This window comes from Acinetobacter sp. yr461, from assembly GCF_900110445.1.
Lineage (GTDB): Bacteria > Pseudomonadota > Gammaproteobacteria > Pseudomonadales > Moraxellaceae > Acinetobacter > Acinetobacter calcoaceticus.
Map to the genome: position 1 here is coordinate 18,261 of NZ_FODU01000021.1, position 25,579 is coordinate 43,839.

Sequence of the window (25,579 nt, forward strand, 5' to 3'; positions counted from 1 at the left end):
TTTCTATTATGTCTTTGCAAGTTTGGTTTGCTTATATGTTGGCCTGTTGGGTAATTAGTATCTCACCAGGTGCGGGAGCAATTGCTTCAATGTCGAGTGGCTTAAACTATGGCTTTAGACATGGTTATTGGAATGCAATCGGTTTACAAATTGCTTTGCTACTTCAAATTATGGTGGTGGCAGCGGGTGTTGGGGTTCTATTTGCAACGACACCTTTGGCTTTTCAGTTTGTGAAATGGTTTGGTGTGATTTATTTGTTATACCTTGCTTATTTGCAATGGACAGCACCTGTAAAAGATATAGAGATTCAACAAGAAAAAAGAGATAAATCTGTATTTGCGCTATTGCTAAATGGCTTTGTGGTCAATATTAGTAATCCCAAAGCGATTGTATTTCTATTAGCTGTTTTACCGCAGTTTTTAGATTTGAGTAAGCCTCAATGGATACAGTATCTGATTATGACTGTGACTATGATTAGTATTGATTTGGTTGTCATGGCTGGATACACAGGGTTAGCATCAAAGGTTTTAAGATTACTTCGTTCCCCTAAACAGCAAAAATATTTGAATCGGGGTTTTGCTGTTATGTTTAGTTGTGCGGCTTTATTATTAAGTACAGTTCATCAGGCGTCCTAATTTAGGCCGCCTGCGTTTGATTTTTTAGCTTTTGAGTTATAAAAATAATGGCGAAAGTTAACGCCATGCATAAAACAATACTCAAGCCTGTAGAGATATTCAGTGCTGCACTTGACCATAATCCAACACTAACCCCAACTTGGGCTAATACAAAAGCCCAAATAACCATTTGCTTTGGTGAGTTTGCCAGTAAGCGAGCGCTTAAAGCAGGTATTACGAGTAATGCACCCATAAGTAAAGAACCTACAGCACGCAAAGCTAAGACAGTAAATAAAGCCAATAAAAGCATAAAAATAAGACGTTGCCAGTTCGCATTTACCCCTTCACTGACTGCAATGTCTGGATCAATTGCAAACTGTATTTGCGGCTGCCAAAAGCGGTAAAGAATTACGAGTGATATCGCAATAACTAAAGTGAAAACCGGTAAGTCAGGCCAGTCAATACTCAGCAAATCACCAAATAAATAACTTAACAGCTCTGGTCTTAAACTTGGTACATGTTGAATAAACAATAAACCACTACACAGTAATGTCGCTGAGCATAAAGCTAAGAGAGCATCATTGGGTAAGCGATTGTCATGTAGCGCCCATAAAATTGCGACCAGTAAAACCGCAGTGCCTGCAACACCAAGCCAAAGAGGAAGACTTAAAGCACCTGCGATAGCGACCCCAAGTAGGGTGCCATGTGCCATGGTGTCAGCAAAAAAAGACATCCGTCTCCAAAGCATTAGACAACCAAGAGGTGCGGTCAAAAACACCAGCAAGGTTCCCATAATCCATGCGGGTAACAATAATTGTAACCATTCCATCATGGCTTAAACTTCCGGTTCTGGGTGGATGTGGGGGCGGTCATTATGAGGGCAGGGGTGTGCAGCATCACCGTGAGCACAGTGATCATGATGATGTTGATAGAAAACCCGTTGAGTTCCAAATATAGCCTGATATTCAGGATGTTGTTGAATGTTCTCGGGTAATCCACTACAGCAAATATGTTTATTTAAACACACTACACGGTGCGTTCCTTCCATCACCCATTGTAAGTCATGGGAAACAATTAAAATTGCACAGCCATATCTTTCCGGCAAACTGCGGACATACTCATAAAGTTCAGCCTCAGACTGAATATCTAAGCCTTGCATCGGTTCATCAAGAACTAAAATATCTGGCTGGCGAAGTAAGGCACGCGCTAGTAGTACCCGTTGGCGCTCTCCACCAGAAAGTTGTTGTACTTTTGATTGTTGTAACTTGGAAATGCCTGTGTCTTGAATAATTTCCTGACGCAGGGCAGGGTTGCATTTCTCTAAATCAAGTAAATCCTGAACACGCAAAGGTAGGCTGTGTGAAGGATTGAACTTTTGTGGCACATAAGCCATTTTAAGCTTTTTATGATGGATAACACGGCCACCACTCGGCTGGAGAATACCGAGTAGAACTTTAATAAGTGTTGATTTACCTGCACCATTGGGACCAATCAAAGACACAATTTCATTTTGATGTAGAGCAAAATCAACTTTTTTTAAAATATCCCGATCATCGCGATGAACAGAAACCTGCTCAAGCTGAATTAATACGGGATTTAAGGAGTTGTGCGGCACTGTTGGCATTTCCCCGAGATTTCAATAATGCTATGTTGAGCCACGAACTCATCTGACGCTGCAAGTTGGTCAAGCTGATGAGTTAAACCTTGAGAAGAGGCTTCTTTAACCATGTGGCATTCGGTACAAATCAAGAATGCTGCTTGATGACCTTCACGAGGGTGGCAACAGGGAATATAGGCATTAATAGAAGTTAGGCGATGGATCAAACCTTTTTCTAATAAAAAATCTAAAGTTCTATATACAGTTGGAGGAGCAGCGGGGCGATCAGTTTGACTTTTTATACGTGCGAGTAAATCATATGCACCCATTGGGCCCGAAGCATTTAAAATGAGTTCCAAAACTTCTTTGCGCAAAGGCGTAAGTCGTGCGCCAGTCGCAGAACATAAATTTTCTGCTTCAGCTAAACGGTTTGCGACATTATGGTGATCATGCACACCATGCAAAGAATCATGATGTTCATGCGAGCAGGAACTCATAGAAATAACCTCGAATTTTTAACGGAATATTAGCATGAAGCGATGCTTCATTCGATTAATCTTAGGTATTTTTGTAACTTTGTTATATTATAACATGCTTCGAGCTAATTTAAATTGATGGTCTAGCATGTTCCGTTTTTTTGTTTTCAGTATGTTCTCGCTTTTGAGTACGTTAGGGTGGAGTCAGGGTTTGGTGGTTTCTACACACCCGATTTATCTGATTGCAAAAGAAATCACTCAGGGTGTTGAAGAACCTCAGCTTTTGCTTAAAGGTCAGACAGGCCATGACGTACAGTTGACTCCGGCTCACCGTAAAGCAATTAATGATGCATCTTTAGTGATTTGGTTGGGTAAGGCTCATGAAGCACCTCTAAATAAATTGTTAGGTAATAATAAGAAAGCGATTGCCTTATTAGATAGTGGCATAGTTTCTGTTTTACCCTTGCGTAGTACACGCGGCGTGGCTTTACCTAATACAGTAGACACCCATGTGTGGTTAGAACCAAACAACGCAGTTCGAATCGGTTTCTTTATTGCTGCTTTACGTTCTCAGCAGCATCCTGAAAATAAGGCTAAATATTGGAATAATGCCAATATGTTTGCCCGTAAGATGTTTCAGGCTGCACAAGTTTACGATAGTACAAGTAATGGTAAGCCCTATTGGTCATATCATGATGCCTATCAATATTTAGAGCGCTCTTTAAATTTAAAGTTCGCAGGCGCTTTGACGGATGATCCGCATGTTGCACCAACTGCAGCTCAAATTAAGTATCTTAATGATAATCGACCGAAAAATCAGATGTGTTTGCTCGCAGAAAGTTTTACCACTAAAAGTCAGTATCAAAAATTAGGTAACATTACTTTTCAACCAGTAGACGAGAGCATGAATAACGAGGATGATTTCGTCACTGCATGGAAGAAACTGGCTATAAAAACAGATAAATGTGTATTAAGTACGCAAAAGTAAGATAAAAAATAAACAAAGGCTGACTGTAGCGTCAGCACCACCGGTCATGAAAAACCCCGACTAAAGTCGGGAAAAGATTGCATGTTCAGGGGTGTAACTCTATAATGCCTGCGATTAAAAGCGATCATCAGCTAAACTTGTCAAGCATTTATGCTGTGAGTGGATAAATAATGAGCCGAACTAGTCGCTTGATTGACCGACGATTAGCAAAAGCTTTGGTCTTCTTACAAGCATGTATGATCCCTGTTTCCGCCCTCGTGGCGTGGAGCATAAAAGACATGACAGCAGCATTAAGTGCGGCACTTGGTGCACTGGTTTGCTGGCTTGCTATGAGTTATTTCTCATGGCAATCCTTCAGAACAGCAGGTGCGAGAGCATCAAAACAAGTGCTGTCTAACATGTATAGGGGCATGTTAGGCAAATTTGCAATCATGATCGTTGGATTTATTTTGATTTTGAGCAATGTTAAACCTTTATCACCGTTAGCATTGCTGTTTGGTTTTATTCTCGTTCAGGCAATGTCGTGGGTCGCTCCATTTTGGGTGTCACGTCTAGAAAAACGGGTATAGAAACAAGAAGAATTGAAGATTTTTTGGAGGGTGGCGAGATATCGACAGTACGCCGATGTTCGTAACCCTTCTTTTTAGTAATTGACATTGACCAGGTGTGATTTATGGCTGCTGAAGAACATGCCCTCACTTCGACAGAGTATATCAAGCATCACTTGACCAATATGACCTATGGCAAAATGCCAGACGGTACATGGAAATTGGCTGAGACTGCTGAAGAAGCTCATTCGATGGGGTTCACTGCAATTCACTTGGATTCAATGGGTTGGTCAATTGGCCTTGGTGTTATTTTCTGTCTGTTATTCTGGATGGTTGCGAAAGCTGCAAATGCAGGTGTTCCAACTAAATTCCAGTCTGCAATTGAAATGATCATTGAGTTTGTTGACTCAAGTGTCCGTGACACCTTTCATGGCAAATCACGTTTAATCGCTCCGCTTGCATTAACTATTTTCGTGTGGATTTTCCTCATGAACTTAATGGACTTGTTCCCAGTTGACTGGATTCCTCAAGTTGCAGCATTTGTGGGTGCAAACGTATTTGGTATGAACCCTCACCACGTTTACTTCAAGATCGTTCCATCTACAGATCCAAACATTACTTTAGGTATGTCTTTATCTGTATTTGTACTTATCTTGTTCTACAGCATCCGCGAAAAGGGTGTTAGTGGTTTCGTTGGCGAGTTGGCACTTAACCCATTTAACCCAAGTAATCCAGTTGCAAAAGCGTTGCTTATTCCAGTGAACTTGATTTTGGAATTGGTAACATTCCTTGCTCGTCCGATTTCATTAGCTCTCCGACTATTCGGTAACATGTATGCAGGTGAGCTGATCTTTATCCTAATTGCTTTATTGCCGTTCTGGATTCAATGGGCGTTATCTGTGCCTTGGGCGATCTTCCACATTCTTGTAATCACGTTGCAGGCATTCATCTTTATGATGCTTACCATCGTTTACTTGAGCATGGCAAGCGAAAAACATTAATGGTATTGCCTAACTATCAAACGATGGTTGGGCTGAATTTTTTTAATTTAATTTGGTAATAACCTAACCTCTGAGGAATTTTTCATGGAACTCACTTTAGGTCTAGTTGCAATTGCATCTGCTATCTTGATCGCTTTCGGTGCTTTAGGTACTGCGATTGGTTTTGGTCTTTTGGGTGGTCGCTTTCTAGAAGCTGTTGCTCGTCAACCAGAATTGGCTCCACAACTTCAAACTCGTATGTTCTTAATCGCGGGTCTTCTTGATGCTGTGCCTATGATCGGTGTTGGTATTGGCTTGTTCTTCATCTTCGCTAATCCATTTGTAGGTTAATCATCTTAATTCCTAAATCCACTATTTGAGGAATTGCAATGAATATCAACCTCACATTGATTGGTCAAGCGATTGCGTTTGCATTCTTTGTTGCATTCTGCATGAAGTTTGTTTGGCCACCACTAATCAATGCGATTAGTGAGCGTCAGCGTAAAATTGCTGATGGCTTAAATGCAGCAGAAAAAGCGAAAGCTGAGCTTGCCGATGCACAATCGCAAGTAAAGCAAGAGCTTGATGCAGCTAAAGCACAAGCGGCTCAATTGATCGAACAAGCGAACCGTCGTGCAGCACAATTGATCGAAGAATCTCGTACTCAAGCTGCGGCTGAAGGTGAGCGTATTCGTCAACAGGCTAAAGAAGCTGTTGATCAAGAAATCAATTCTGCTCGCGAAGAATTACGTCAACAAGTAGCTGCTTTGGCAGTAACTGGCGCAGAAAAAATCCTGAACCAGCAAGTTGACGCAGAAGCTCATAATGCCATGCTGTCTCAGCTGGCTGCTAAACTTTAAGAGAGGCGAATCATGGCTGAACTCTTGACGTTGGCACGTCCGTATGCCAAAGCAGCATTTGCTTATGCTTCTGAGCAAGGTGCAACAGACAATTGGTCGAATGCGTTACAAGTGCTCAGTGCTGCGGTGCAAGACGAAGCATTTTCCGCTTATTTAAATCGCCCTGAACTTACTCCTGTGGAGCAAGTGAAGCTTTTTGCTAAAGTTTTAGGTGAAGATCAGTCTCAAGCAGTGTCTAACTTTTTGACACTTCTTGCAGATAACGATCGTTTAATGTTGTTACCTGAAATTGAAGCAGAATATGAACAGCTTAAATCACAGAATAACAACAATGTGGATGTCGTGATTGAATCGGCTTTCCCATTAACTGCTGAGCAAGAGCAATTGTTGAAATCTGCTTTAGAAAAGCGTTTTAACAGTACAGTAACTGTTTCAGTTGAAGTTAAACCTGAGCTTATTGCAGGTGTTGTGATTCGTGCAGGCGATCAAGTGATAGATGATTCTGCGCTTAACAAGCTTGAAAAAATGCGTACTCGTCTTCTTGCATAATGCAAATGATGAAGACTGAACTATTAAAAGATTGAGGAATAGCGCAATGCAACAACTGAATCCATCCGAGATCAGTGCGCTCATTAAACAGCGTATCAGCGATCTGGACACCAGCGCGACCGCTAAAAACGAAGGTACCATTGTTATGGTATCCGACGGTATCGTGCGCATTCACGGTCTTGCTGATGCAATGTACGGTGAAATGATCGAATTTGACGGCGGCTTATTTGGTATGGCACTGAACCTAGAACAGGATTCAGTGGGTGCCGTTGTCTTAGGTAACTACTTAAGCCTTCAAGAAGGTCAAAAAGCTCGTTGTACAGGTCGTGTACTTGAAGTTCCAGTTGGTCCGGAACTTCTTGGCCGTGTTGTCGACGCTTTGGGTAACCCAATTGATGGTAAAGGCCCAATTGATGCAAAATTAACTGATGCTGTTGAAAAAGTAGCACCAGGCGTAATTTGGCGTCAGTCTGTAGACGAACCTGTTCAAACTGGTTATAAATCAGTTGATACCATGATTCCTGTGGGTCGTGGTCAGCGTGAGTTGATTATTGGTGACCGTCAAACTGGTAAAACAGCGATGGCGATCGATGCGATTATCGCTCAGAAAAATTCTGGCATTAAATGCGTATACGTTGCGATTGGTCAAAAACAATCAACAATTGCAAACGTTGTACGTAAGCTAGAAGAAACTGGCGCTATGGCGTATACAACTGTTGTCGCTGCTGCGGCTGCTGATCCTGCTGCAATGCAGTACTTAGCTCCGTACTCTGGCTGTACAATGGGTGAATACTTCCGTGACCGCGGTGAAGACGCTCTTATTATTTATGATGATTTGTCTAAGCAAGCTGTTGCTTACCGTCAAATTTCATTGCTTTTACGTCGTCCACCAGGTCGTGAAGCGTATCCAGGTGACGTATTCTATCTTCACTCACGTCTTCTTGAACGTGCTTCTCGTGTATCTGCTGACTACGTTGAGAAATTCACTAATGGCGCAGTAACTGGTAAAACTGGTTCTTTAACTGCATTGCCAATTATTGAAACTCAAGCAGGTGACGTATCTGCATTCGTACCAACGAACGTAATTTCGATTACTGACGGTCAGATCTTCTTAGAAACATCATTATTCAACGCAGGTATTCGTCCTGCTGTGAACGCGGGTATCTCTGTATCTCGTGTTGGTGGTTCTGCTCAAACTAAGATCATCAAAAAATTGTCTGGTGGTATCCGTACTGCTTTAGCACAATACCGTGAATTGGCTGCGTTTGCTCAGTTCGCTTCTGACCTTGACGAAGCAACTCGTAAGCAACTTGAACATGGTCAACGTGTAACTGAGTTAATGAAGCAAAAGCAATATGCTCCTTACTCAATTGCTGACCAAGCTGTTTCTGTTTATGCATCTAACGAAGGCTATATGGCTGACGTAGAAGTGAAGAAAATCGTAGACTTTGATGCTGCGTTAATTTCTTACTTCCGCTCAGAATATGCTCCGTTAATGAAACAAATCGATGAAACTGGTGATTACAACAAAGACATCGAAGCAGCAATCAAAGCAGGTATTGAAAGCTTTAAAGCGACTCAAACTTACTAAGTTTAGTTTTAGTTAAGTTTGGTTCACGGATCAACCTTCGGAAGCTCGAAAGGGCTTTCGAATACTAGGTTAAGCGTATGGCAAATTTAAAAGAAATTCGCGCCAAAGTAGCTAGTATCAAGAGCACGCAAAAGATTACTCGCGCGATGCAAATGGTAGCTGCTTCTAAAATGCGTCGTGCGCAAGAGCGCATGGCTCAGGGCCGTCCGTATGCCGATAATATGCGCCGTGTAATTGCTCACTTGGTTCAAGCAAACCCTGAATACAAACACCGTTATATGGTTGACCGCCCTGTTAAGCGCGTTGGCTATATCGTAGTGTCTTCAGATCGTGGTTTGGCCGGTGGCTTGAACATTAACTTGTTCAAGAAAGTTGTGCAGCATGTCAAAGCACAACAACAGCAGTCAATTGAAGTTGAATTTGCTTTAATTGGTCAAAAAGCGGTTTCGTTTTTTAAGAATTACGGCGGTAAAGTGCTTGGTGCAACTACCCAACTTGGCGATGCGCCGAGTTTGGAACAGTTAACTGGCTCAGTCCAAGTTATGCTTGATGCATTTGATAAGGGCGAATTAGATCGTATCTACCTCGTATCAAATGGCTTCATTAATGCAATGACTCAGCAGCCTAAAGTAGAACAACTTGTTCCTTTAGCACCAGCAGAAGAAGGCGATGATCTCAACCGTACTTATGGTTGGGACTATATCTACGAACCAGAAGCAGAACAATTGTTAAATGGTTTGTTGGTTCGCTATATCGAGTCTATGGTTTATCAAGGTGTGATTGAAAACGTTGCATGTGAGCAGTCAGCTCGTATGGTCGCGATGAAAGCAGCGACAGACAACGCAGGACAACTGATTAAAGACCTACAACTCATTTACAACAAGCTGCGTCAAGCCGCGATTACTCAGGAAATTTCTGAGATCGTTGGCGGTGCCGCTGCCGTTTAACATTATTAAGTTTGAATTGAGGAGACAGCAATGAGTAGCGGTCGTATCATTCAGATCATCGGCGCGGTTATCGACGTCGAGTTTGAGCGCAATAGCGTTCCTAAGATCTATGACGCTCTCCAAGTTGACGGTACTGAAACTACATTAGAAGTTCAGCAACAGCTTGGCGATGGTGTTGTTCGTACCATCGCAATGGGTTCTACAGAAGGTCTTAAACGTGGCCTTAATGTAACTAGCACAAATGCACCGATTTCTGTTCCAGTAGGTCCAGCTACGCTTGGTCGTATCATGGACGTTTTGGGCCGCCCAATTGATGAAGCTGGTCCAGTTGCAACTGAAGAACGTTTGCCAATTCACCGTCAAGCGCCTTCTTATGCTGAACAAGCTGCTTCTACTGACCTTTTAGAAACTGGTATTAAAGTAATTGACTTACTTTGCCCGTTTGCAAAAGGTGGTAAAGTTGGTTTATTCGGTGGTGCTGGTGTTGGTAAAACCGTTAACATGATGGAGTTGATCAACAACATCGCGAAAGCTCACTCAGGTTTATCTGTGTTTGCTGGTGTTGGTGAGCGTACTCGTGAAGGTAACGACTTCTATCACGAGATGAAAGATTCTAACGTTCTTGACAAAGTAGCAATGGTCTACGGTCAGATGAATGAGCCACCAGGTAACCGTTTACGCGTAGCGTTAACTGGTTTGACTATGGCTGAATACTTCCGTGATCAAAAAGACGAAAATGGTAAAGGTCGTGACGTATTATTATTCGTCGACAACATCTACCGTTATACTCTTGCAGGTACTGAAGTATCAGCATTGTTAGGTCGTATGCCATCTGCGGTAGGTTACCAGCCTACACTTGCAGAAGAAATGGGTGTTCTTCAAGAGCGTATTACGTCTACTAAATCTGGTTCGATCACATCGATCCAAGCAGTATATGTACCTGCCGATGACTTAACAGATCCATCGCCTGCAACTACATTTGCTCACTTAGATGCAACAGTAGTATTGAGCCGTGACATCGCATCTTCTGGTATCTATCCAGCGATCGATCCACTTGACTCAACTTCACGTCAGTTAGACCCATTAGTTGTTGGTCAAGAGCATTATGAAATTGCACGTTCTGTACAGAACATTTTGCAACGTTATAAAGAGCTTAAAGACATCATCGCAATCTTGGGTATGGATGAGTTAGCTGAAGAAGATAAATTGGTTGTTTACCGTGCGCGTAAAATCCAACGTTTCTTCTCTCAACCATTCCACGTAGCTGAAGTGTTTACTGGTGCTCCTGGTAAATTAGTATCGCTTAAAGAAACGATTCGTGGCTTTAAAGGTCTATTAGCTGGTGAATACGATCACATCCCAGAACAAGCGTTCTATATGGTTGGTGGTATTGACGAAGTGATTGCTAAAGCTGAGAAACTCTAATTTAAGGAGATCATCTCATGGCGACTATGCAATGTGATGTCGTAAGTGTTAAAGAGTCTATTTACTCTGGCGCAGTAACGATGTTAATCGCGAAAGGCGCAGGTGGTGAACTTGGTATTTTGCCAGGACACGCACCACTTGTGACTTTGCTTCAACCGGGCCCGATTCGTGTTCAGTTGGAAAATGGTACAGAAGAAATCGTCTATGTATCTGGCGGTGTTTTAGAAGTTCAACCTCATGTTGTAACGGTTCTTGCAGATACTGCAATCCGTGCAGACAACTTGGATGAAGCTGCAATTTTAGAAGCACGTAAAAATGCTGAACAATTGCTTGCGAACCAAAAGAGTGATTTGGACTCAGCTGCTGCATTGGCATCTCTATCAGAGATTTCAGGTCAGCTTGAAACTATCCGTAAGATGAAGAACCGCGCATTATAATTTGTGCAGTGTTCATCAAAAAAGCCACCGTAAGGTGGCTTTTTTGTTATTTGGATATAACTTAAGAATCAGTTTTTGGATCAGGTTTTTCATCTCCAGCCATAATCATAGCTGCGAGTTTAACCATATCCATTTGAATGGTATTCAGCTGTTTTTCAATCTGGTCAAAATTGATTTGATCTAATTTCCCGTTTAGTAAAGGCATGCTTAGAGCTTGTTGATTGGCATGTAGTAAACTTTGGCGAATATTCTCAATTTCCTGGCTTTTGATATCTAAGGTGAGAAGAGCTTGATTTAAACCTTGTAATTGCTGTTTTAAAGTTGAAACAGTTGTTTTTAATTCATTTTGATTTTTATCTTGAATAGCTTGTTCAACGTCAAGTTGAGTGTCTTTAAGTTGTTCAACATAATCTCCAGCTTTAAGCTGTAAATTAGCAGCATCTCGAACCATATAAAAAATATTGCCGCTTTTAAGTTCAGTTTTGCTTGGAGCAATATCTGATTCTTGTCGTTCAATAGTTTGATCGGACGTCTTTTCAGTTATTTCAGTATTTTCTTGTTCAGTAGCATGGTCTTGTGCCTGATCACACCCGAGTAAAAGCATGCCTGAGGCAAAAATTACAAAAGGAAGAAATGCACCCTGTAAAACTTTTTTCATAACTACAAACAACATCAAATAAAGCAAATAGGTACTATAGGCATAAAATATGGAGAAAGATTGTATTTTTGCAAACAAACAACATTTTGACCAGATAATAAAAAAGAGCGTAGAAAACGCTCTTTTTTACGTTTTTTTAACGTTATTTTGCTAACTCTGCTTCAACTGCTTTAACGATTTGTTCATCATCCGCAGTTAGGTTTGGAGCAAAACGAGCCACTACTTCGCCATTTTTACTAATTAAAAATTTCTCGAAGTTCCATAAAACTTCTGGAGCTGGATTAGTTGGAATACCTAAGCCTTCTAAACGCTCACGGAAAGGTCCTTCACCAGTACGTTCTGGTTGAGCTGCTGTCAAAGTTTCATAGAGTGGGTGCTTATCTTCACCGACAACAGATACTTTAGAAAATAAAGGGAAGTGAACATCATAATTTAATGAACAGAATTGTTGAATTTCTTCATCTGAACCTGGTTCTTGCTCTTTAAAGTTGTTTGCTGGAAAACCTAAAATTTCAAGGCCTTGATCTTTTTTTGCTTGATAAAGCTTTTCTAAGCCTTCGTATTGTGGAGTTAAACCACATTTAGAAGCAGTATTTACAATAAGTAAAACCTTGCCTTTATATTGTTCAAGGTCAACCGTTTCGCCTGAAATAGCTTTTACTGGAATGTGATATACAGATTGTGTCATGAGTATTTCCTAAAGATTGTAGTTGATATCAAGTAACGCATTTGTTTTAACTGCTATTGAGGGGTAGTGCAATAATATTCGTGTTCAAAAAAGAAAAAGATTTTAAAAGATAAACTGAATTCTAGTTATTTCTAATTTGAATAGGTGTTTGTCCAGTATAACGTTTAAAAAACTCAATAAAACTTGAGCTATGTTGATAACCTAAATCATATGCTAAGCGTTTAATTGGAGTACCTTGTCGTATTTGATGAATTGCATAAACAATTTTGGCTCGATTTCTCCATTCGGATAAAGAGAGTTGTAGCTCTTGTTGACTCAAACGTAGCAGGTGACGGTCACTTACCGAAAAATTTTGAAGTAACTGTTGTAAAGAGTGATCAAAAAGTAATGGGTCGGAAAGCTTTTCTAAAATAGGCAATAAAACTGGGTGTCGCGTTTGAGGCAAATAATGCGAATAGGCTGGGGCTTGTTGTAATTGGTCGAATAAGACTTGTAAAAGATGTTCTAAATATTCAGGTTTTTTATTCTGCTTCTGTTGTTCCAGAATTTGGAGGACTAAGGTCCGAAAAAAGGGCTGGATACTAAAACACTGACAGACATCTCCTAAAACAGAGCATAGGCGGGGATGTAGACGAATACAGATATAGTGAATTTCGTGATCAATATCAGTCGATTGATGAACCGTTTGAGGTGGAATCCAAAGTCCATAGCTAGGGGGAGATAGATATAGTTGTTCTTCCACCTGCATTTCTAAAATGCCATTTAAGCTGAAATTAAAATCTCCCCAGAGCGAGGCATGAGGACGAACAATATCTTCTTTTTGATATAGAAATTCATGAACTTCTATACTGTTCAATAAAGAAAAGTGTTGGTCCTCATTGTTCATTTTTGTACTCAGACTATATTTTAATTTTCACAGGTCGCTTTAGGATTGTTTAAGCCTTTTGCTAAGGTAAAAGTACTTACGAGTGCTAAAGCCACAAAGCTTAATACACCATAAATTAAGGTATTTTCATTGAAATGATCAACCACATAACCGCCTAATAATGAACCTGTGGCAATCATGACCTGAAACATACCTACAAAAAGAGGCATACCTTTTTCAACTGCATGTGGCGCATGTACAAACATCCAGATATTGGCCGAGGTAGGGAAAGCACCAAATGCGAAGCCCCATAAAGCAGTTAAGACAATAGCACCAAATTCATGAATGGCAAAAAGTGGGAATCCAAAAAATACAATTGCAAAGCAAGCACTAACAAAGGCAAGCGTATAACGGACATTCAAATTACCACTATATCCCGCAAATGCATTTCCGAAAATACCTGCAATTCCATAGAGCAATAATAATGAACTAATCGTTGTACCATTAAAACCTGCAATATTCTTAAAGAAAGGCGCTAAATAGCTATATGCACAAAAATGAGCAAGGCCGATAAGCAAGACAATAAGCATGCCGCTACGTGCTTTAGGCGTGCGTAATAATGCTGGTAAGTCCCTCATATGGATTGGCGAGTCTGGAACAAGTTTAGGTAAAAAGATTAATTGTAAGATTAAAACAATTAAGCCAATTCCTGCTGTAATTCCAAAAGCGCTGCGCCAGCCATAAAATTCACTTAACCATGTTCCAATAGGAACACCCAAAACTGTCGCAAAAGTTACACCGGCCATTACAACAGCAGTTGCTTTAGCAATAGGGAGATGAGCGGGAGCTAATTTTCCACTTAAAGCGATTGCCGTGGCCCAGAACCCGCCAATTGAGATGCCTAAAATTAAGCGACTGAGTAGTAAAATATGAAAGTTTTCAGCAAAAGCAGTAATGGTATTGGCAATAACCATAATTGCTGTCAGTAAAATGAGAACATAGCGTCGATCAAGTTGTTTCACTGAAACTGGTAATAAGGGGGCAGCAATCGCGGCCATAATGCCCGGTACAGTAATAATAAGACCGGCTGTACCTACAGAAATATTTAAATCTGTTGCAACACTATTTAAAACACCAACAGGTAAAAATTCACTTGTTACTAATGCAAATGCTGCAATGGCAACGGCCAAAATGGCAAACCAACTTCCTTGTGGGGAGGTTGTGGGTCGCGCTTTAGAGATAGAAGATTGGTCCATAGGAAATCCTTACTTGGCTAAATTTGGAGTGAAGAAAGGCAATTTATTAATTAACTAACGATCATTATGAAAATAAAATAGTTGATAAAAAATCGAACGTCAATTAATTTAATAACGATTGTTATAAAAATAGATGTGATCTTTATGACAAATACGCATGAAACGAATTTGATCGCTGTTGAAGACACGCTGAAAAAAAAGCGTGGACGTCCTAAATGCTTTGATGAACAGCAGGTTTTGCAAAAGGCAATGTTACTGTTTTGGGAGCATGGTTATGAAGCAACGTCGATCAGTGATTTAACGCAGGCTTTGGAAATTACAGCACCAAGCTTATACAGTGCGTTTGGAGATAAGGCGGGGCTCTTCTATCAAAGTATTGATTACTACTTGGCTCATGAAGCATGCCCTATTGAAACCATCTTTTTAGAAGCAAAAACAGCAAAAATCGCTTTTGAACTTTATCTATACGATAACGTTAAAAGACTCGTCCAGCCAAATAAGCCTGCTGGTTGTATGCTCGTCGTTGCTGCTATGAATTGTTCTGACGCTACTCAGAATGTGCAGCAGAATCTTCTCGATAAAAGAATAAAGACCAAAGAAAAATTATTCAAACGTCTCCAACAAGGTGTAGAGCAGGGTGATTTGTCTTCGAATGCACCGTTACAGGAAATGACAGACTTTTATGCAACTGTCATTCAAGGGTTAACGATTCAGGCAAGAGACGGCGCTAGTACCGAGCAATTACACAAAGTTGTGGAACATGCCATGAAGACTTGGACATTATTCTAAAAAAAGGATGATGTCCTAAGTTCAATATCAATGTCGGAAATACGATATTTCAATTTATTAAGACATTCTTCAAAATAAACTCTCTTTTACCGATGGCGTATTACTATGAGTCAGGTCATGAAATATCATAAATGGGCATTTATATTTCCCATTTTGGCAGTACTGATTTGGTCTTTAAATATTGTAGTTACCCGCTATGTTTCTGATTATATCTCTCCTGTCAGTATCAGCTTTTACCGATGGTTAATCGCCTTTATTATTTTAACCCCATTTATGTTGTTACCAGTTTGGAAACAACGACACTTATTAAAACAATATTTGCCTAAATTAGCAGTATTAAGTGCATTTGGAATGGTGCTTTATCAAGGGCTTGCTTATACGGCTGCACATTATACCAGTGCAACTAATATGGGAATTGTGAATGCGTTTATTCCCATCTTTACTATTTTTGTTTCTCTTGCCATTTTAAAAGATGTGCCTAATCGCTTTGCAGTTTTTGGCAGTATTTTGTCTTTTGCAGGTTTGCTCTATGTCATGTCCCAAGGAAATATTGGCCACCTATTAAGTTCTGGTGGACATCTTGGTGATGCTTTAATGATTATCGCTGTGTTCTTTTATGCATTTTATGGGGTGTTTCTTAAAAAATGGCAGTTGCCTCTACCAATCATGACGAGCTTATATGTCCAGATTGGTTTTTCTGTAATATTTCACCTTCCTTTAATTTTTTGGTTCGGACTGGATGCTTTAAATGCACAAAATGCTCCGAGTGCTATTTATGCAGGAGTATTTGCTTCACTCATTGCACCTTTAGTTTGGATGTTGGCTGTTCAGCAATTAGGACCTAATAGAACAAGTATCTTTATGAACCTTGTTCCTGTGTTTACAGCAATTATTGCGAGTGTCTGGTTATCTGAGCAGTGGACCATTTATCACACACTAGGGGGCGTAATAATTTTAATTGGTATTATTATGGCTCAAAAGAAGGTCAGTTCCAAAAAGAGTGAGCTGATACAAGAGCAAAACTAAGACGACTAAAAAAACTATGGCATATTTTGAAAAAAATTAATGAAAATATGCCATTTTTTTATTAGTTAAAGCTTTTCTATATGATTTATAAATAGTTTATAAAAATAGGTTGAAATATAAATATTAAAAAAGCCAATAAAAATATTAATATAATTTTAATTTTTAAGTAAAAATCCGTAAATTCCCTACACTTTTCATGCTTTTTTTAGAGAAATTATATATTTCTCTCATTTAGTCTCTTGCCACATAATAGCGACCACTACGAAAGACGCTCTTTTTGCAGATTCTCTTTCGTTGCAGAGATATCCAAACCCTCTGGATGCGGTATATACCCATCCTTTTTTATGCTCAGTTATCCCTATATAACTGAGCTTTTTTTTGTCTGAAATTAGGCGCGGATAATCTCGCCTGTGAGAGCATTAATAATTCTACTTGGCTGCTGACTTTGGCCTAAATCACCATTGAGATAGTTCAATTGTGAACCAAAGTATTGGCAGGCATCCTGTAATGAATGAGCAGGTTCTTGCCCGCTTGGATTAGCGCTAGTCGAGACAATAAAACCATGAAAAGCATTGCATAATGCTACACACAAAGGATGTGTGGTGACTCGAACAGCGACAAGTGGATGTTCACCTTTAATCCATGAAGGAATATGTTCACCAGCAGGCAAGAGCCAAGTTGTGGCTCTTTCTGAGGGTTGGTGATTCGTCCAACAATCAATAATTTCTTGTTGAGTCGCTTCAGGTAAAGAGGTTAACAGGTGCTCAACTTGGCTAATATGGCCTGCTAATAAAATGACTCCCTTTTCAATAGGCCTTTGCTTTAACTCAAGAATCTTTTGAAAAGCTTGTTCGTTAAAAGGGTCGCAACCTAGCCCCCAAACTGCCTCAGTTGGATACGCCAAGACTTGACCTTGATGTAAACTTTCGGCTGCTTCGGTAACTGAGGTGGTAATCATGGTAATACTCTTCCTTTCAATCAGACAGAATTGCTATTGTGCGCTCCAGTACTAAGAGCGACAACGTAAATACAGCCCTGATTGTTGCATACATAAACCAAGTAGTTCTAGTTCCATGAGTGAAGAGGTGAGTTCTGCAACGGGTTGTGAATGGTGCACAACAAGCTGATCAATATCTTGACCAATCCAGTCTAAAGATTGATACAGTTTGATTAAATGTTCAGGAATTTCTGGCGCGCCCGTTTCAGTTGCTTCATTTTGGCTTTGTTGCTGACTCTGCCATTGGGTTGGAAGAGCAAGGTCCTCAATAATCTGTTCAGGATGATCGACTAAGATTGCGCCTTCACGGATAAGCTGATGGCAGCCCTGATGAAACTCACTATAAATATGACCAGGTATAGCAAACACCGTTTTACCTTGCTCAGCAGCCTTGTTGGCAGTAATCAGTGAACCACTTTTTAAAGTCGCTTCTACGACGAGTACTCCTAAACTCAAACCACTAACAATCCGGTTCCTACGTGGAAAATGCTGCTGTAATGGTGGCGTACCGGGTAAAAACTCAGTAATGATGGCGCCGTTTTGAGCCAAGATCTGTTCTGCAAGTTTTTTATTCTGAGCAGGGTAGGTGCTGTCTAGACCTGTTCCGGTTACGGCAATAGTTCGTTGATGTACTGAAGCACCTTGGTGAGCAGCTTCGTCAATGCCATATGCCAAGCCACTACTCACATAGAATCCTTTTTCACTTAAGTAATAGGCAAAATCATAAGCAACCTGACGGCCATGTGGGCTTGGTTTTCGACTACCTACAATCGCAATTTGTGGTTGCAACAAAGCTTGAGCTTGGCCTTTTCCAAAAATGATAGGTGGATGGTCTATGTAAGGTAGCAATTGCGTAGGATAGCCAGAGTCATCTGGCGTTAAAATAAAGTCCGTATATTGCTGGATCTGCTGAACCAGTTTTTCAAAATGAGCCTGACCTTGAGCAGTTTGAAATTCATCTACGCGTTTTAAATGATTGGCATGTAAACCGAGATTAGACCATTGGGCTAACCCAGCAGGTTGGACAGCCGTTTCACAGCTACCGAAATAGTCGACAATTTTTTTAAAGCTAACTAAAGAGTGCTGCACCAAATACCACACTTTAAGGGTGTGGTAATGGTGTGAAGAAAGTTGAGTAAGCATTGTAAAGTGTATATCCAGCGTTAATCATCAAGACGAGGTGGCTGAATGTTTGAACCTACTTTAATAGGTAAGTCACTTTCTAATACATAGGCATAGCTGAGCTGATCAAAAGTTCTAAATACCATAAGGCTACCAATTTGCTGTCCAGGTAACTGTATTGGTTCTTTGGTTTTAGGGTCTCGAATGGTTTCACCTTGTTGGGTAATATCAAAGACTTGACCCACCTGAACGCCTTGAGCCGTACCGCGGTCTAAAGTCACGACACTATTTTTGGCTGCTCTACCAATTGAACCCATCACACGAATGATCTTGCCACCATCCGTCACTTGTTTAGCATCCACTGGGTAAAATAGAGTGGGCAAAGTCGCATCTTCTTCTGGCATGACCCGATCACCACGACGCACTTCGGAATTGTAGCTATCAGTTAGCTCAAGTGTTGTTATGTCTTTCTCAGAAGAGATCGCAATACCTGACGCAACCTGTTGTAGTTCAATACCTAGACTGTGTTTTTTACCCTTACTATCCATGAAATAGTACGGTTCACCTTCACGGTAGACAGCATAACGTTGACCATCAATTAAACCTTGTCCGCGTGCATAAATCGTTTGGCCCTTTGCAGCAAGTACACGTTGATCGGCAGTGCCAACAATATAAGGCGTATGTTCAATTGCATCGGCTGGCAAAATTGTGCTGTGTTCTAACCACTGTTTGATATGTTCAAGTGGAATAACAGGCACATTATCGTTGAGCGACTCCACACGAACTTGAGGTTGTAAGTTTGCTGTTTGGCCTGTGTAGCGACGAATAATGCCGACACAACCATCTCCCTCATCTTTACCTATCAATGGTCGACCAGCTAAACTGCATAACAATAAGCGGTCACCCGGGTAAATCCAGTGTGGATTTTTGACGTGCTGATTACTTGCCCAGATTTCTGGCCAGCGCCAGGGTTTACTTAGGAAATGACCAGAAATATCCCACAGCGTATCTCCTCGTTTTACAACGTAGACATGTGGTGCATTACTTTTTAGAGAGGGTGGATTATGGTTCGGACTAGCAGCATGAACCTCTGCTACTGTACCCATTGCAACCCCTGTAAAAAGTGCGAAAGCAAGTAAATGCTTTTTTATCCCCAAAGCATGAAATTCACCCATGCCGTTAAAAACCTTTTTCATTATGATAATTCCTAAAAATTATGTGTGCAGATGCGTTATAATGAGCGGCTTACACACAATTTTTCGATGAAGTATTTCCTTCATTTGGTTTTTCAATCAATGGCATAAGTGAGGACGTCAGTATGGCCTTATTACCTATTTTAAGTTTTCCTGATCCCCGTCTTCGTACCATTGCTAAGCCTGTTGAAGAAGTTACTGATGAAATTCGTCAACTTGCAGCAGATATGCTTGAAACCATGTATGCCGCACCAGGTATTGGTTTAGCAGCTTCACAGGTAGATCGTCATATTCAGTTAATCGTTATAGATTTATCTGAAGCTAAAGATGAACCCTTGGTTTTTATTAACCCCAAAATCACTCCGCTGACAGAAGATAAGCAGCAGTACGAAGAAGGCTGCCTATCGGTGCCACAAATATACGACAAAGTTGAGCGCCCGTCACGTGTGAAAATTGAGGCAATTAACCTTGAAGGTCAAGCATTTGAGGTAGAAGCTGATGGACTTCTCGCTGTTTGTATCCAACATGAAATGGATCACTTAAATGGCAAATTATTTGTGGATTATTTGTCGCCACTTAAACGTCAGCGTGCGCGAGAAAAAGTCGAAAAAGTTGTTCGTCAACGTGAGCGTGAAAAAGTTGCAGTAAAACGTTAAAAATTTCTATTCTTAAAACATTAATATAGTGTGGATGTGATTTTTGGTTTTTCGTAGTGGTTTACTGCTTGCATGTGCAGCAGTATTTTTACAGGTCGCGGTATTTCTACAGCCGCTATTACCGAAGCAATATCAAATTGCTCCGGTCTGTGAAACTATTACCCGTGCTTTGCTGAAACCCAAAGCACAGACGGAAGCCATGTCACATACCATGCATTCACATCATGAACATCATATTGAGCAGGCTCAAACTGCTAGTCAACATGACCATCATGATGCAAACCATCAATGTCAATATTGTACCGTCTATGCCAATCTGGTTTTACCGCCTGAATTTGGCGTAAAAGAAGTTTTAGTTCGCATACAAGTTCGCTTAGTCGCTTATCAACAAGCATTCAAACATGTTTATTTTGCACTACAGCGACTTTTCCTACTCCCGCAAGGGCGTGCACCACCTCTATTTGCATAAATAAAAGCAATTTTTTGTTGGGGTCTTGATTGACTTCAATATCACTTTATTTATGTTTTAGAGCGTATAAAAAATGTCACATTCTAAATTCTTATTACAACCTTTATGGGTTGCGATGCTTGCTGTTTCTCATTCGGGTCTAGTTTTTGCTGATTCCCAAAAAAATGATATTGATACCAAAACACTTCATTCATTGGCACCTATCGTTGTTACAGCACAGCAAGGCAATGATGCAAACGGTCTTATTGTTCATGCAGATCCAAAGCAACCGATTCAGCCAGTACCTGCTACAGATGGTGCAGATTACCTGCAAAGTATTATGGGTTTTAACTCAATACAAAGCGGTGGAACAAATGGTGATGTGACATTCCGAGGTATGTTTGGCTCACGCATCAAAATTTTGACGGATGGAACCGAAAACTTAGGTGCATGTCCAAATCGTATGGATGCACCAACTTCTTATATTTCACCAGAAAGTTATGACCGTATTTCTGTCATTAAAGGTCCGCAAACAGTTCAATATGCCAATACGGGTTCAGCAGCGACTGTTCTTTTTGAACGTCAGCCTGAAAAGCTCACTACAGAGAAACCTTATCGTGGGCAAGCGAGTGTATTGTTAGGTTCATATGGGCGTATTGACCATAATGTTGAAGCGGCAATTGGTGATGAAAAGAAATATATTCGTTTAAATGCTAATCGTTCAGAGTCCAATAGTTATCAAGATGGTGATGGAAATACTGTGCCCTCAGCATGGAAAAAGTGGAATGCTGATGTAGCACTCGGTTTCACGCCAAATGAAGACACTTGGATCGAACTCACTGGTGGAAAATCTGATGGCGAATCTCTCTATGCTGGACGTTCAATGGATGGTTCACAATTTGCGCGTGAAAGCTTAGGTCTACGTTTTGAAAAGAAAAACATCACTAATGTCATCAAGAAAATAGAAGGGCAGGTGAACTACAGCTATAACGACCATATTATGGATAACTTTAGCTTACGTACTCCACCATTAGTTGAAATGAATCATGGTGGTATGACCATGCTGATGCCGAATCCAATGGCAATGCAAGTGACGCGCCGTACACTAAACTCGCGCTTAGCCATGACATCTGAATGGAATCAATGGAGCCTGATCACAGGAGTAGATTCTCAATTCAATAAACATGGCGGCAGCATGTCATCACCAACGATGCCTTCTATGAATATCCCATATCGTCAAGATATGCGTTTTCAATCATATGGTGCTTTTGGTGAACTTGGTTATCAATGGAACGATCTCAACAAACTGGTTACAGGTGCGCGTTTAGATCGAGTAACAGTTGAAGATGAACGTGCAGATTCTCAAGCAAAAGGCTTTAATACTAAACTTGAAAAGACTTTACCAAGTGCATTTGTCCGCTGGGAAAATCAACATCCTGAGCATGACTTAAAGAGCTATATCGGTTTAGGCTATGTAGAACGTATGCCTGATTATTGGGAACTTTTTTCGCCTAAACATGGTAATGCTGGCTCAACGAATACCTTTAACGGTGTGAATCCTGAGAAAACACTACAGTTGGATCTGGGCTTTCAGCAACAACATGGTGCTTTAAATACATGGGCTTCTGCCTATGCAGGCTTAGTAGATGACTACATTTTAATGAGTTACCACCACCACCCAAGCACGGGAATGGGTGGGCATGATATGAGCCATGATATTACCGCTGGAGCCAAAAATGTCGATGCAACCATTGCAGGTGCAGAAGCTGGCATTGGTTATCAATTTACCGATCATATTCAGGCTGATTTAAGTGCTATGTATGCATGGGGTAAAAACACCACAGATGACAAACCTTTACCTCAAATTTCACCTTTAGAAGGTCGACTAAATATTCGCTATGTGGCTGACAAATATAATTTAGGTCTGTTGTGGCGAGCTGTTGCTGAGCAAAACCGCGTGAGTCTACATCAAGGTAACATCGTGGGATATGACCTAAAACCAAGTAAAGGTTTTTCAACTCTTTCTTTAAACGGAAGTTACAACCTTCGTAAGGATATTGATGTCTCTGTCGGCATCGATAACGTACTAGACAAGACTTATACCGAACACTTAAATAAAGCGGGTAGTGCAGGCTTTGGATTTGCGAGTGAAGAGCAGTTCAATAATATCGGAAGAAACTACTGGGTTCGTATGAGCATGAAGTTTTAATAAGCTGTAGCGAATTAAATGAACTGAAAATATTAATTTAACGAGAGAAATCAAATGACAAATAAATTATCGCCTGAACAGTCTTGGTGGGGATGGAAGTTACTTATTGTGGCTTCTATTTTGAGTTTATTATTTATGATTATTTTTTACTTGGCGATTAACAATGAGCCTGACTACATGCCAAGTCAAAAAAATAAGCAGATGGTGGAGTCACACGAGCAAATGAATCACGCTGAAATGCACAGTTCATCATCTCAATAAGCCTTTAATATTTAAAAATGGAAGTCTGGTTAACGGGCTTCCATTTTTTATTTTTAGGCTTGGAAAATTATTGATGCATACTCGCTAAGGTTTTTGCTTTACCTTGATTCTGATAAAGACTTAGACCAAGTTTTTGTATATTACGCCCTGATTTAGATAAGAAGTTTTTAATTCTTGGTGAAAGCTTTGCACCACTATAAAGTAATGAATTACGCAAAATTAGATAATAAGCAAACCAAGAAGCAGATTGTTGAGGCAATCCGAGTAGTTTCATTCTTTTCTTACCAATAAAAAATTGGGTAAGTTCTAAATGTTGTCGATAAGCAAGCTTCTGCTGCAAAGAACGTAAATGCTGATATTTTCTCTCAAAAGGTTCTTTAGATAAGCTCAATCCTAATTCAACACTGCTGTGATCAGAGCGAGGGTGAGCAAACTGCATCCAGTAAAGTAAGCGCCAGCCTTGAGTTTCAGATTGAATAAGCCATTTTTCATCAATACCCATCAACCAGCCAACATAACGCCAAAAATGTAAAAAATTCTTAGCTTCTTGTTTTGTCGGCCATATTCCTAAAGCTCTAATACCGAGTAAAACCACACTGCTAAACGCTAAATTGGTCATTGCTAAATCAAACTGATTAAGAGGAATTCCCCAAACTTCGCTATTCCAACGATCAGACTTTTTCAATTGCCGGCGAACGAGTGCATGAATAAAGCGAACATAAATGGTTGAGGTAAAGCCTGAATTCAAACGAGTGAGGCCCTGAGGTTCAGTAATATCAACCCACCATTTGGTAGTCTCTGCTAAACGTGTTCCTGCTTGTTTCTTCAATGCGCCAGTTAAAATTAAAGGTTGATTAAACCCCGGATATAAATATCCCGCCATTAAAGATAAATCTCTAAGAATAAAACCATTATTTATTCCTAAACGATGAGTAAATTTAATAGCCTCATCAATTTGATGTTGATCTAGCCATTCAGGCTTTTGTTCAATGTAATTAAAGAAACTTTCTAACTCAGTAGGTATGGATTTAGATAAGTCATCGCGGCCTTGAAATAATATCTTCTCAAAAATCATGCGGTGATCTTTGGGATTTTGCATAACCCAATCAATTACTTTATCCATTTCAACGTCCCCTTCATAAAGAGCATGTTGTAAACACACATATTCTGCATAGTTTGGCTGTGCTGGTTTTTCGCAACAGACATTTAAAAACTGAGTAAAGAAATTAATGTCTTGCATGTCATTAAAAGAGGCAAGTCGAGTCGGGCTACTTGTTTGCATATTGTCACTTACTTATTGAACTGAATAATAAATAGGCTAATATGAATAATTATTCGCATTCAATTCACATTTAACGAATAAAAAACCAATGAGAAAAGCCCCACAGCAACAGCGTTCAAAAATTATTGTTGACCATATTTTAGAGGCGACACAGCACTGTATTGCCCAATATGGATTGCTCCATACCACAACTCCTAAAATTGCAGAGAGATCTGGAGTAAGTGTGGGTTCAATTTACCAATACTTTGAGAATAAAGATCAAATCATAGAAGAACTGTTGCGCCGTAAAAGCGAACTATTGGGGCAACAACTCAAAGAATTAGTTATGCAGCAAGGAAATATTCCTTTGGATATCCTTATCCCCTTAGCAATAGAACTAGGATTTGCTGCATTAAAAGCCGATCATGGTTTTTTTATAGAGGTGCTGAAGCATTGGCATGACTATAGTCATTCGCAAGCTGCTCAGATTTTAGAAAAACATTTTTTTGAAGTTGGACTATATACATTTAGTAGAAATCCCCATCAATGGGACTTCGAACAGGTGAAGCATAAATCCTTTGTAATTATCAATAGTACGCTTTTTACAATGATGAGATATGTTAGTCAGAACAATTTTCTTATATCAGAACAACAACTTAAACAAGAATTATCGAGCATGATACTGGCTTATTTAAGTCAAAAATAAATAATTAAAATAATTGTTGATATAAAACAATTAGTTAATATGGTTGTTGTTTTAAAAATGAACGCTCAAGTCATAAGTTTTTAATTTTCGCTTGCCAATGTAATTTAATCCTCTATAATGCACATCCATCGGCGGTGATGCAGATAGAAACTTGTTGAAAAACAGTTACTTGGAATTGGGTGAGTTGCTTTAGGCAGTGAATTTGATGAGAAGTTGGTTTTGAGAATAAGTTTTAAAAATATCGAAATTACCTGTTGACTTTTAAGAGATTAAGAGTAATATAGCCGACCTAGCTTGCTGGTGACGAACCAGTAAGAAGATCATTAAGAGATTATGAAGAACAACTTGTGTGGATTTTTACTGATTGATTAATCGAAATATTATCATTGATTGATTGGTTTAAATTACTCGAAGTTTATTTGAGCGAAATTT

At 40.0% G+C, this 25,579-nt stretch carries 28 protein-coding genes and 1 pseudogene; 18 read left to right on the top strand and 11 right to left on the bottom strand.

The features are described from left to right. Positions 1-8 precede the first annotated feature (8 nt). Entirely contained in the window at positions 9-635 is a 627-nt protein-coding gene (locus BMW38_RS17785; protein ID WP_092710573.1) for a LysE family transporter, read from the top strand. A 1-nt stretch (position 636) separates the two neighbouring features. On the opposite strand, the gene znuB is transcribed toward BMW38_RS17785, so the two are convergent. Genes znuB through BMW38_RS17800 form a run of 3 tightly spaced genes read right to left on the bottom strand, consistent with a single transcriptional unit; the run spans position 637 to position 2,708 of the window. Next, positions 637-1,446: a zinc ABC transporter permease subunit ZnuB gene (gene znuB, locus BMW38_RS17790; protein WP_092710577.1), complete on the bottom strand. Its 810-nt coding sequence runs from the start codon at positions 1,444-1,446 to the stop codon at positions 637-639. Between the two features lie 3 nt (positions 1,447-1,449). After that, the gene (gene znuC / locus BMW38_RS17795) at positions 1,450-2,238 is read right to left on the bottom strand and encodes a zinc ABC transporter ATP-binding protein ZnuC (RefSeq protein WP_092710580.1); all 789 of its coding nucleotides are present in this window, start codon (positions 2,236-2,238) and stop codon (positions 1,450-1,452) included. After that, positions 2,211-2,708 (bottom strand): transcriptional repressor, encoded by a 498-nt coding sequence (locus BMW38_RS17800; RefSeq protein ID WP_003655556.1) that lies wholly within the window; start codon positions 2,706-2,708, stop codon positions 2,211-2,213. The genes znuC and BMW38_RS17800 overlap by 28 nt, the downstream gene beginning before the upstream one ends. Before the next feature lie 127 nt (positions 2,709-2,835). Between BMW38_RS17800 and BMW38_RS17805 the strand changes: the two genes are divergently transcribed. The 10 genes from BMW38_RS17805 to BMW38_RS17850 all read left to right on the top strand — a co-directional run bounded on the left by BMW38_RS17805 (position 2,836) and on the right by BMW38_RS17850 (position 11,012). Next, complete coding sequence (locus BMW38_RS17805; RefSeq protein ID WP_005037453.1) at positions 2,836-3,675, top strand: metal ABC transporter solute-binding protein, Zn/Mn family; 840 nt, start codon at positions 2,836-2,838, stop codon at positions 3,673-3,675. A 170-nt stretch (positions 3,676-3,845) separates the two neighbouring features. After that, positions 3,846-4,244, top strand: a complete 399-nt coding sequence (locus BMW38_RS17810; RefSeq protein WP_003655545.1) for an ATP synthase subunit I — start codon at positions 3,846-3,848, stop codon at positions 4,242-4,244. Positions 4,245-4,348: 104 nt separating this feature from the next. Then, entirely contained in the window at positions 4,349-5,224 is an 876-nt protein-coding gene (gene atpB / locus BMW38_RS17815) for a F0F1 ATP synthase subunit A (RefSeq protein ID WP_005037450.1), read from the top strand. Positions 5,225-5,308: 84 nt separating this feature from the next. Continuing rightward, positions 5,309-5,554 carry a F0F1 ATP synthase subunit C gene (gene atpE / locus BMW38_RS17820; RefSeq protein WP_000424060.1) on the top strand — a complete coding sequence of 82 codons (246 nt, stop codon included), beginning with the start codon at positions 5,309-5,311 and terminating at the stop codon, positions 5,552-5,554. Positions 5,555-5,592: 38 nt separating this feature from the next. After that, positions 5,593-6,063, top strand: coding sequence for a F0F1 ATP synthase subunit B (locus tag BMW38_RS17825; protein WP_003655537.1), 471 nt, complete (start codon positions 5,593-5,595; stop codon positions 6,061-6,063). Between the two features lie 12 nt (positions 6,064-6,075). Further along, the gene (locus BMW38_RS17830) at positions 6,076-6,612 is read left to right on the top strand and encodes a F0F1 ATP synthase subunit delta (RefSeq protein WP_003655534.1); all 537 of its coding nucleotides are present in this window, start codon (positions 6,076-6,078) and stop codon (positions 6,610-6,612) included. 46 nt (positions 6,613-6,658) lie between these two features. Then, positions 6,659-8,203 carry a F0F1 ATP synthase subunit alpha gene (gene atpA / locus BMW38_RS17835; RefSeq protein WP_005037448.1) on the top strand — a complete coding sequence of 515 codons (1,545 nt, stop codon included), beginning with the start codon at positions 6,659-6,661 and terminating at the stop codon, positions 8,201-8,203. 77 nt (positions 8,204-8,280) lie between these two features. Beyond that, a complete protein-coding gene (gene atpG, locus BMW38_RS17840) occupies positions 8,281-9,150 on the top strand; it encodes a F0F1 ATP synthase subunit gamma (protein ID WP_003655530.1) in 870 nt (289 codons plus the stop codon). A gap of 30 nt (positions 9,151-9,180) precedes the next feature. Further along, the gene (gene atpD, locus BMW38_RS17845; RefSeq protein WP_003655528.1) at positions 9,181-10,575 is read left to right on the top strand and encodes a F0F1 ATP synthase subunit beta; all 1,395 of its coding nucleotides are present in this window, start codon (positions 9,181-9,183) and stop codon (positions 10,573-10,575) included. 17 nt (positions 10,576-10,592) lie between these two features. After that, positions 10,593-11,012 carry a F0F1 ATP synthase subunit epsilon gene (locus BMW38_RS17850; RefSeq protein WP_003655525.1) on the top strand — a complete coding sequence of 140 codons (420 nt, stop codon included), beginning with the start codon at positions 10,593-10,595 and terminating at the stop codon, positions 11,010-11,012. 61 nt (positions 11,013-11,073) lie between these two features. On the opposite strand, the gene BMW38_RS17855 is transcribed toward BMW38_RS17850, so the two are convergent. The 4 genes from BMW38_RS17855 to BMW38_RS17870 form a co-directional block, all read right to left on the bottom strand. Next, positions 11,074-11,670 (bottom strand): hypothetical protein, encoded by a 597-nt coding sequence (locus BMW38_RS17855; protein ID WP_092710608.1) that lies wholly within the window; start codon positions 11,668-11,670, stop codon positions 11,074-11,076. Positions 11,671-11,812: 142 nt separating this feature from the next. Then, positions 11,813-12,358: a glutathione peroxidase gene (locus BMW38_RS17860; RefSeq protein ID WP_017391516.1), complete on the bottom strand. Its 546-nt coding sequence runs from the start codon at positions 12,356-12,358 to the stop codon at positions 11,813-11,815. A gap of 121 nt (positions 12,359-12,479) precedes the next feature. Continuing rightward, on the bottom strand, positions 12,480-13,244 hold the full coding sequence (locus tag BMW38_RS17865; protein ID WP_092710583.1) for an AraC family transcriptional regulator: 765 nt from the start codon (positions 13,242-13,244) through the stop codon (positions 12,480-12,482). Positions 13,245-13,264: 20 nt separating this feature from the next. After that, on the bottom strand, positions 13,265-14,479 hold the full coding sequence (locus tag BMW38_RS17870) for an MFS transporter (RefSeq protein WP_005037438.1): 1,215 nt from the start codon (positions 14,477-14,479) through the stop codon (positions 13,265-13,267). Between the two features lie 135 nt (positions 14,480-14,614). Here BMW38_RS17870 and BMW38_RS17875 point away from each other — a divergent pair, with 135 nt between their 5' ends. Then, complete coding sequence (locus tag BMW38_RS17875) at positions 14,615-15,268, top strand: TetR/AcrR family transcriptional regulator (RefSeq protein WP_092710586.1); 654 nt, start codon at positions 14,615-14,617, stop codon at positions 15,266-15,268. Positions 15,269-15,373: 105 nt separating this feature from the next. After that, the gene (locus tag BMW38_RS17880) at positions 15,374-16,294 is read left to right on the top strand and encodes a DMT family transporter (RefSeq protein WP_092710589.1); all 921 of its coding nucleotides are present in this window, start codon (positions 15,374-15,376) and stop codon (positions 16,292-16,294) included. Between the two features lie 388 nt (positions 16,295-16,682). Here the strand turns inward: BMW38_RS17880 and BMW38_RS17885 are convergent, their stop codons facing one another. The 3 genes from BMW38_RS17885 to BMW38_RS17895 are packed head-to-tail and all read right to left on the bottom strand — an operon-like array spanning position 16,683 to position 19,609. Then, a complete protein-coding gene (locus BMW38_RS17885) occupies positions 16,683-17,252 on the bottom strand; it encodes an L-threonylcarbamoyladenylate synthase (RefSeq protein ID WP_003655507.1) in 570 nt (189 codons plus the stop codon). Positions 17,253-17,303: 51 nt separating this feature from the next. After that, the gene (dprA, locus tag BMW38_RS17890; RefSeq protein WP_092710592.1) at positions 17,304-18,434 is read right to left on the bottom strand and encodes a DNA-processing protein DprA; all 1,131 of its coding nucleotides are present in this window, start codon (positions 18,432-18,434) and stop codon (positions 17,304-17,306) included. Positions 18,435-18,454: 20 nt separating this feature from the next. Beyond that, positions 18,455-19,609 carry a LysM peptidoglycan-binding domain-containing protein gene (locus BMW38_RS17895; RefSeq protein ID WP_045126185.1) on the bottom strand — a complete coding sequence of 385 codons (1,155 nt, stop codon included), beginning with the start codon at positions 19,607-19,609 and terminating at the stop codon, positions 18,455-18,457. A gap of 122 nt (positions 19,610-19,731) precedes the next feature. On the opposite strand from BMW38_RS17895, the gene def reads away from it, so the two are divergent. From def to BMW38_RS17915, 4 genes are all read left to right on the top strand, one after another. Beyond that, positions 19,732-20,262, top strand: coding sequence for a peptide deformylase (def, locus tag BMW38_RS17900; RefSeq protein WP_004640571.1), 531 nt, complete (start codon positions 19,732-19,734; stop codon positions 20,260-20,262). A gap of 43 nt (positions 20,263-20,305) precedes the next feature. Beyond that, on the top strand, positions 20,306-20,731 hold the full coding sequence (locus BMW38_RS17905) for a DUF2946 family protein (RefSeq protein ID WP_092710596.1): 426 nt from the start codon (positions 20,306-20,308) through the stop codon (positions 20,729-20,731). Positions 20,732-20,804: 73 nt separating this feature from the next. Next, a complete protein-coding gene (locus tag BMW38_RS17910; RefSeq protein ID WP_092710599.1) occupies positions 20,805-22,919 on the top strand; it encodes a TonB-dependent copper receptor in 2,115 nt (704 codons plus the stop codon). Between the two features lie 54 nt (positions 22,920-22,973). After that, positions 22,974-23,180 carry a hypothetical protein gene (locus tag BMW38_RS17915; protein ID WP_092710602.1) on the top strand — a complete coding sequence of 69 codons (207 nt, stop codon included), beginning with the start codon at positions 22,974-22,976 and terminating at the stop codon, positions 23,178-23,180. A 67-nt stretch (positions 23,181-23,247) separates the two neighbouring features. Here the strand turns inward: BMW38_RS17915 and BMW38_RS17920 are convergent, their stop codons facing one another. Continuing rightward, entirely contained in the window at positions 23,248-24,462 is a 1,215-nt protein-coding gene (locus BMW38_RS17920) for an oxygenase MpaB family protein (RefSeq protein ID WP_092710605.1), read from the bottom strand. A gap of 88 nt (positions 24,463-24,550) precedes the next feature. On the opposite strand from BMW38_RS17920, the pseudogene BMW38_RS17925 reads away from it, so the two are divergent. Then, positions 24,551-25,121, top strand: a pseudogene (locus tag BMW38_RS17925) (TetR/AcrR family transcriptional regulator). Positions 25,122-25,579 lie beyond the last annotated feature (458 nt).

Excerpts from the sequence above, each read along its gene's own strand:
- BMW38_RS17785 (WP_092710573.1), top strand. The coding sequence starts at position 9 with ATGTCTTTGCAAGTTTGGTTTGCTTATATGTTGGCCTGTTGGGTAATT.
- znuB (WP_092710577.1), bottom strand. The coding sequence starts at position 1,446 with ATGATGGAATGGTTACAATTATTGTTACCCGCATGGATTATGGGAACC.
- znuC (WP_092710580.1), bottom strand. The coding sequence starts at position 2,238 with ATGCCAACAGTGCCGCACAACTCCTTAAATCCCGTATTAATTCAGCTT.
- BMW38_RS17800 (WP_003655556.1), bottom strand. The coding sequence starts at position 2,708 with ATGAGTTCCTGCTCGCATGAACATCATGATTCTTTGCATGGTGTGCAT.
- BMW38_RS17805 (WP_005037453.1), top strand. The coding sequence starts at position 2,836 with ATGTTCCGTTTTTTTGTTTTCAGTATGTTCTCGCTTTTGAGTACGTTA.
- BMW38_RS17810 (WP_003655545.1), top strand. The coding sequence starts at position 3,846 with ATGAGCCGAACTAGTCGCTTGATTGACCGACGATTAGCAAAAGCTTTG.
- atpB (WP_005037450.1), top strand. The coding sequence starts at position 4,349 with ATGGCTGCTGAAGAACATGCCCTCACTTCGACAGAGTATATCAAGCAT.
- atpE (WP_000424060.1), top strand. The coding sequence starts at position 5,309 with ATGGAACTCACTTTAGGTCTAGTTGCAATTGCATCTGCTATCTTGATC.
- BMW38_RS17825 (WP_003655537.1), top strand. The coding sequence starts at position 5,593 with ATGAATATCAACCTCACATTGATTGGTCAAGCGATTGCGTTTGCATTC.
- BMW38_RS17830 (WP_003655534.1), top strand. The coding sequence starts at position 6,076 with ATGGCTGAACTCTTGACGTTGGCACGTCCGTATGCCAAAGCAGCATTT.
- atpA (WP_005037448.1), top strand. The coding sequence starts at position 6,659 with ATGCAACAACTGAATCCATCCGAGATCAGTGCGCTCATTAAACAGCGT.
- atpG (WP_003655530.1), top strand. The coding sequence starts at position 8,281 with ATGGCAAATTTAAAAGAAATTCGCGCCAAAGTAGCTAGTATCAAGAGC.
- atpD (WP_003655528.1), top strand. The coding sequence starts at position 9,181 with ATGAGTAGCGGTCGTATCATTCAGATCATCGGCGCGGTTATCGACGTC.
- BMW38_RS17850 (WP_003655525.1), top strand. The coding sequence starts at position 10,593 with ATGGCGACTATGCAATGTGATGTCGTAAGTGTTAAAGAGTCTATTTAC.
- BMW38_RS17855 (WP_092710608.1), bottom strand. The coding sequence starts at position 11,670 with ATGAAAAAAGTTTTACAGGGTGCATTTCTTCCTTTTGTAATTTTTGCC.
- BMW38_RS17860 (WP_017391516.1), bottom strand. The coding sequence starts at position 12,358 with ATGACACAATCTGTATATCACATTCCAGTAAAAGCTATTTCAGGCGAA.
- BMW38_RS17865 (WP_092710583.1), bottom strand. The coding sequence starts at position 13,244 with ATGAACAATGAGGACCAACACTTTTCTTTATTGAACAGTATAGAAGTT.
- BMW38_RS17870 (WP_005037438.1), bottom strand. The coding sequence starts at position 14,479 with ATGGACCAATCTTCTATCTCTAAAGCGCGACCCACAACCTCCCCACAA.
- BMW38_RS17880 (WP_092710589.1), top strand. The coding sequence starts at position 15,374 with ATGAGTCAGGTCATGAAATATCATAAATGGGCATTTATATTTCCCATT.
- BMW38_RS17885 (WP_003655507.1), bottom strand. The coding sequence starts at position 17,252 with ATGATTACCACCTCAGTTACCGAAGCAGCCGAAAGTTTACATCAAGGT.
- dprA (WP_092710592.1), bottom strand. The coding sequence starts at position 18,434 with ATGCTTACTCAACTTTCTTCACACCATTACCACACCCTTAAAGTGTGG.
- BMW38_RS17895 (WP_045126185.1), bottom strand. The coding sequence starts at position 19,609 with ATGAAAAAGGTTTTTAACGGCATGGGTGAATTTCATGCTTTGGGGATA.
- def (WP_004640571.1), top strand. The coding sequence starts at position 19,732 with ATGGCCTTATTACCTATTTTAAGTTTTCCTGATCCCCGTCTTCGTACC.
- BMW38_RS17910 (WP_092710599.1), top strand. The coding sequence starts at position 20,805 with ATGTCACATTCTAAATTCTTATTACAACCTTTATGGGTTGCGATGCTT.
- BMW38_RS17915 (WP_092710602.1), top strand. The coding sequence starts at position 22,974 with ATGACAAATAAATTATCGCCTGAACAGTCTTGGTGGGGATGGAAGTTA.
- BMW38_RS17920 (WP_092710605.1), bottom strand. The coding sequence starts at position 24,462 with ATGCAAACAAGTAGCCCGACTCGACTTGCCTCTTTTAATGACATGCAA.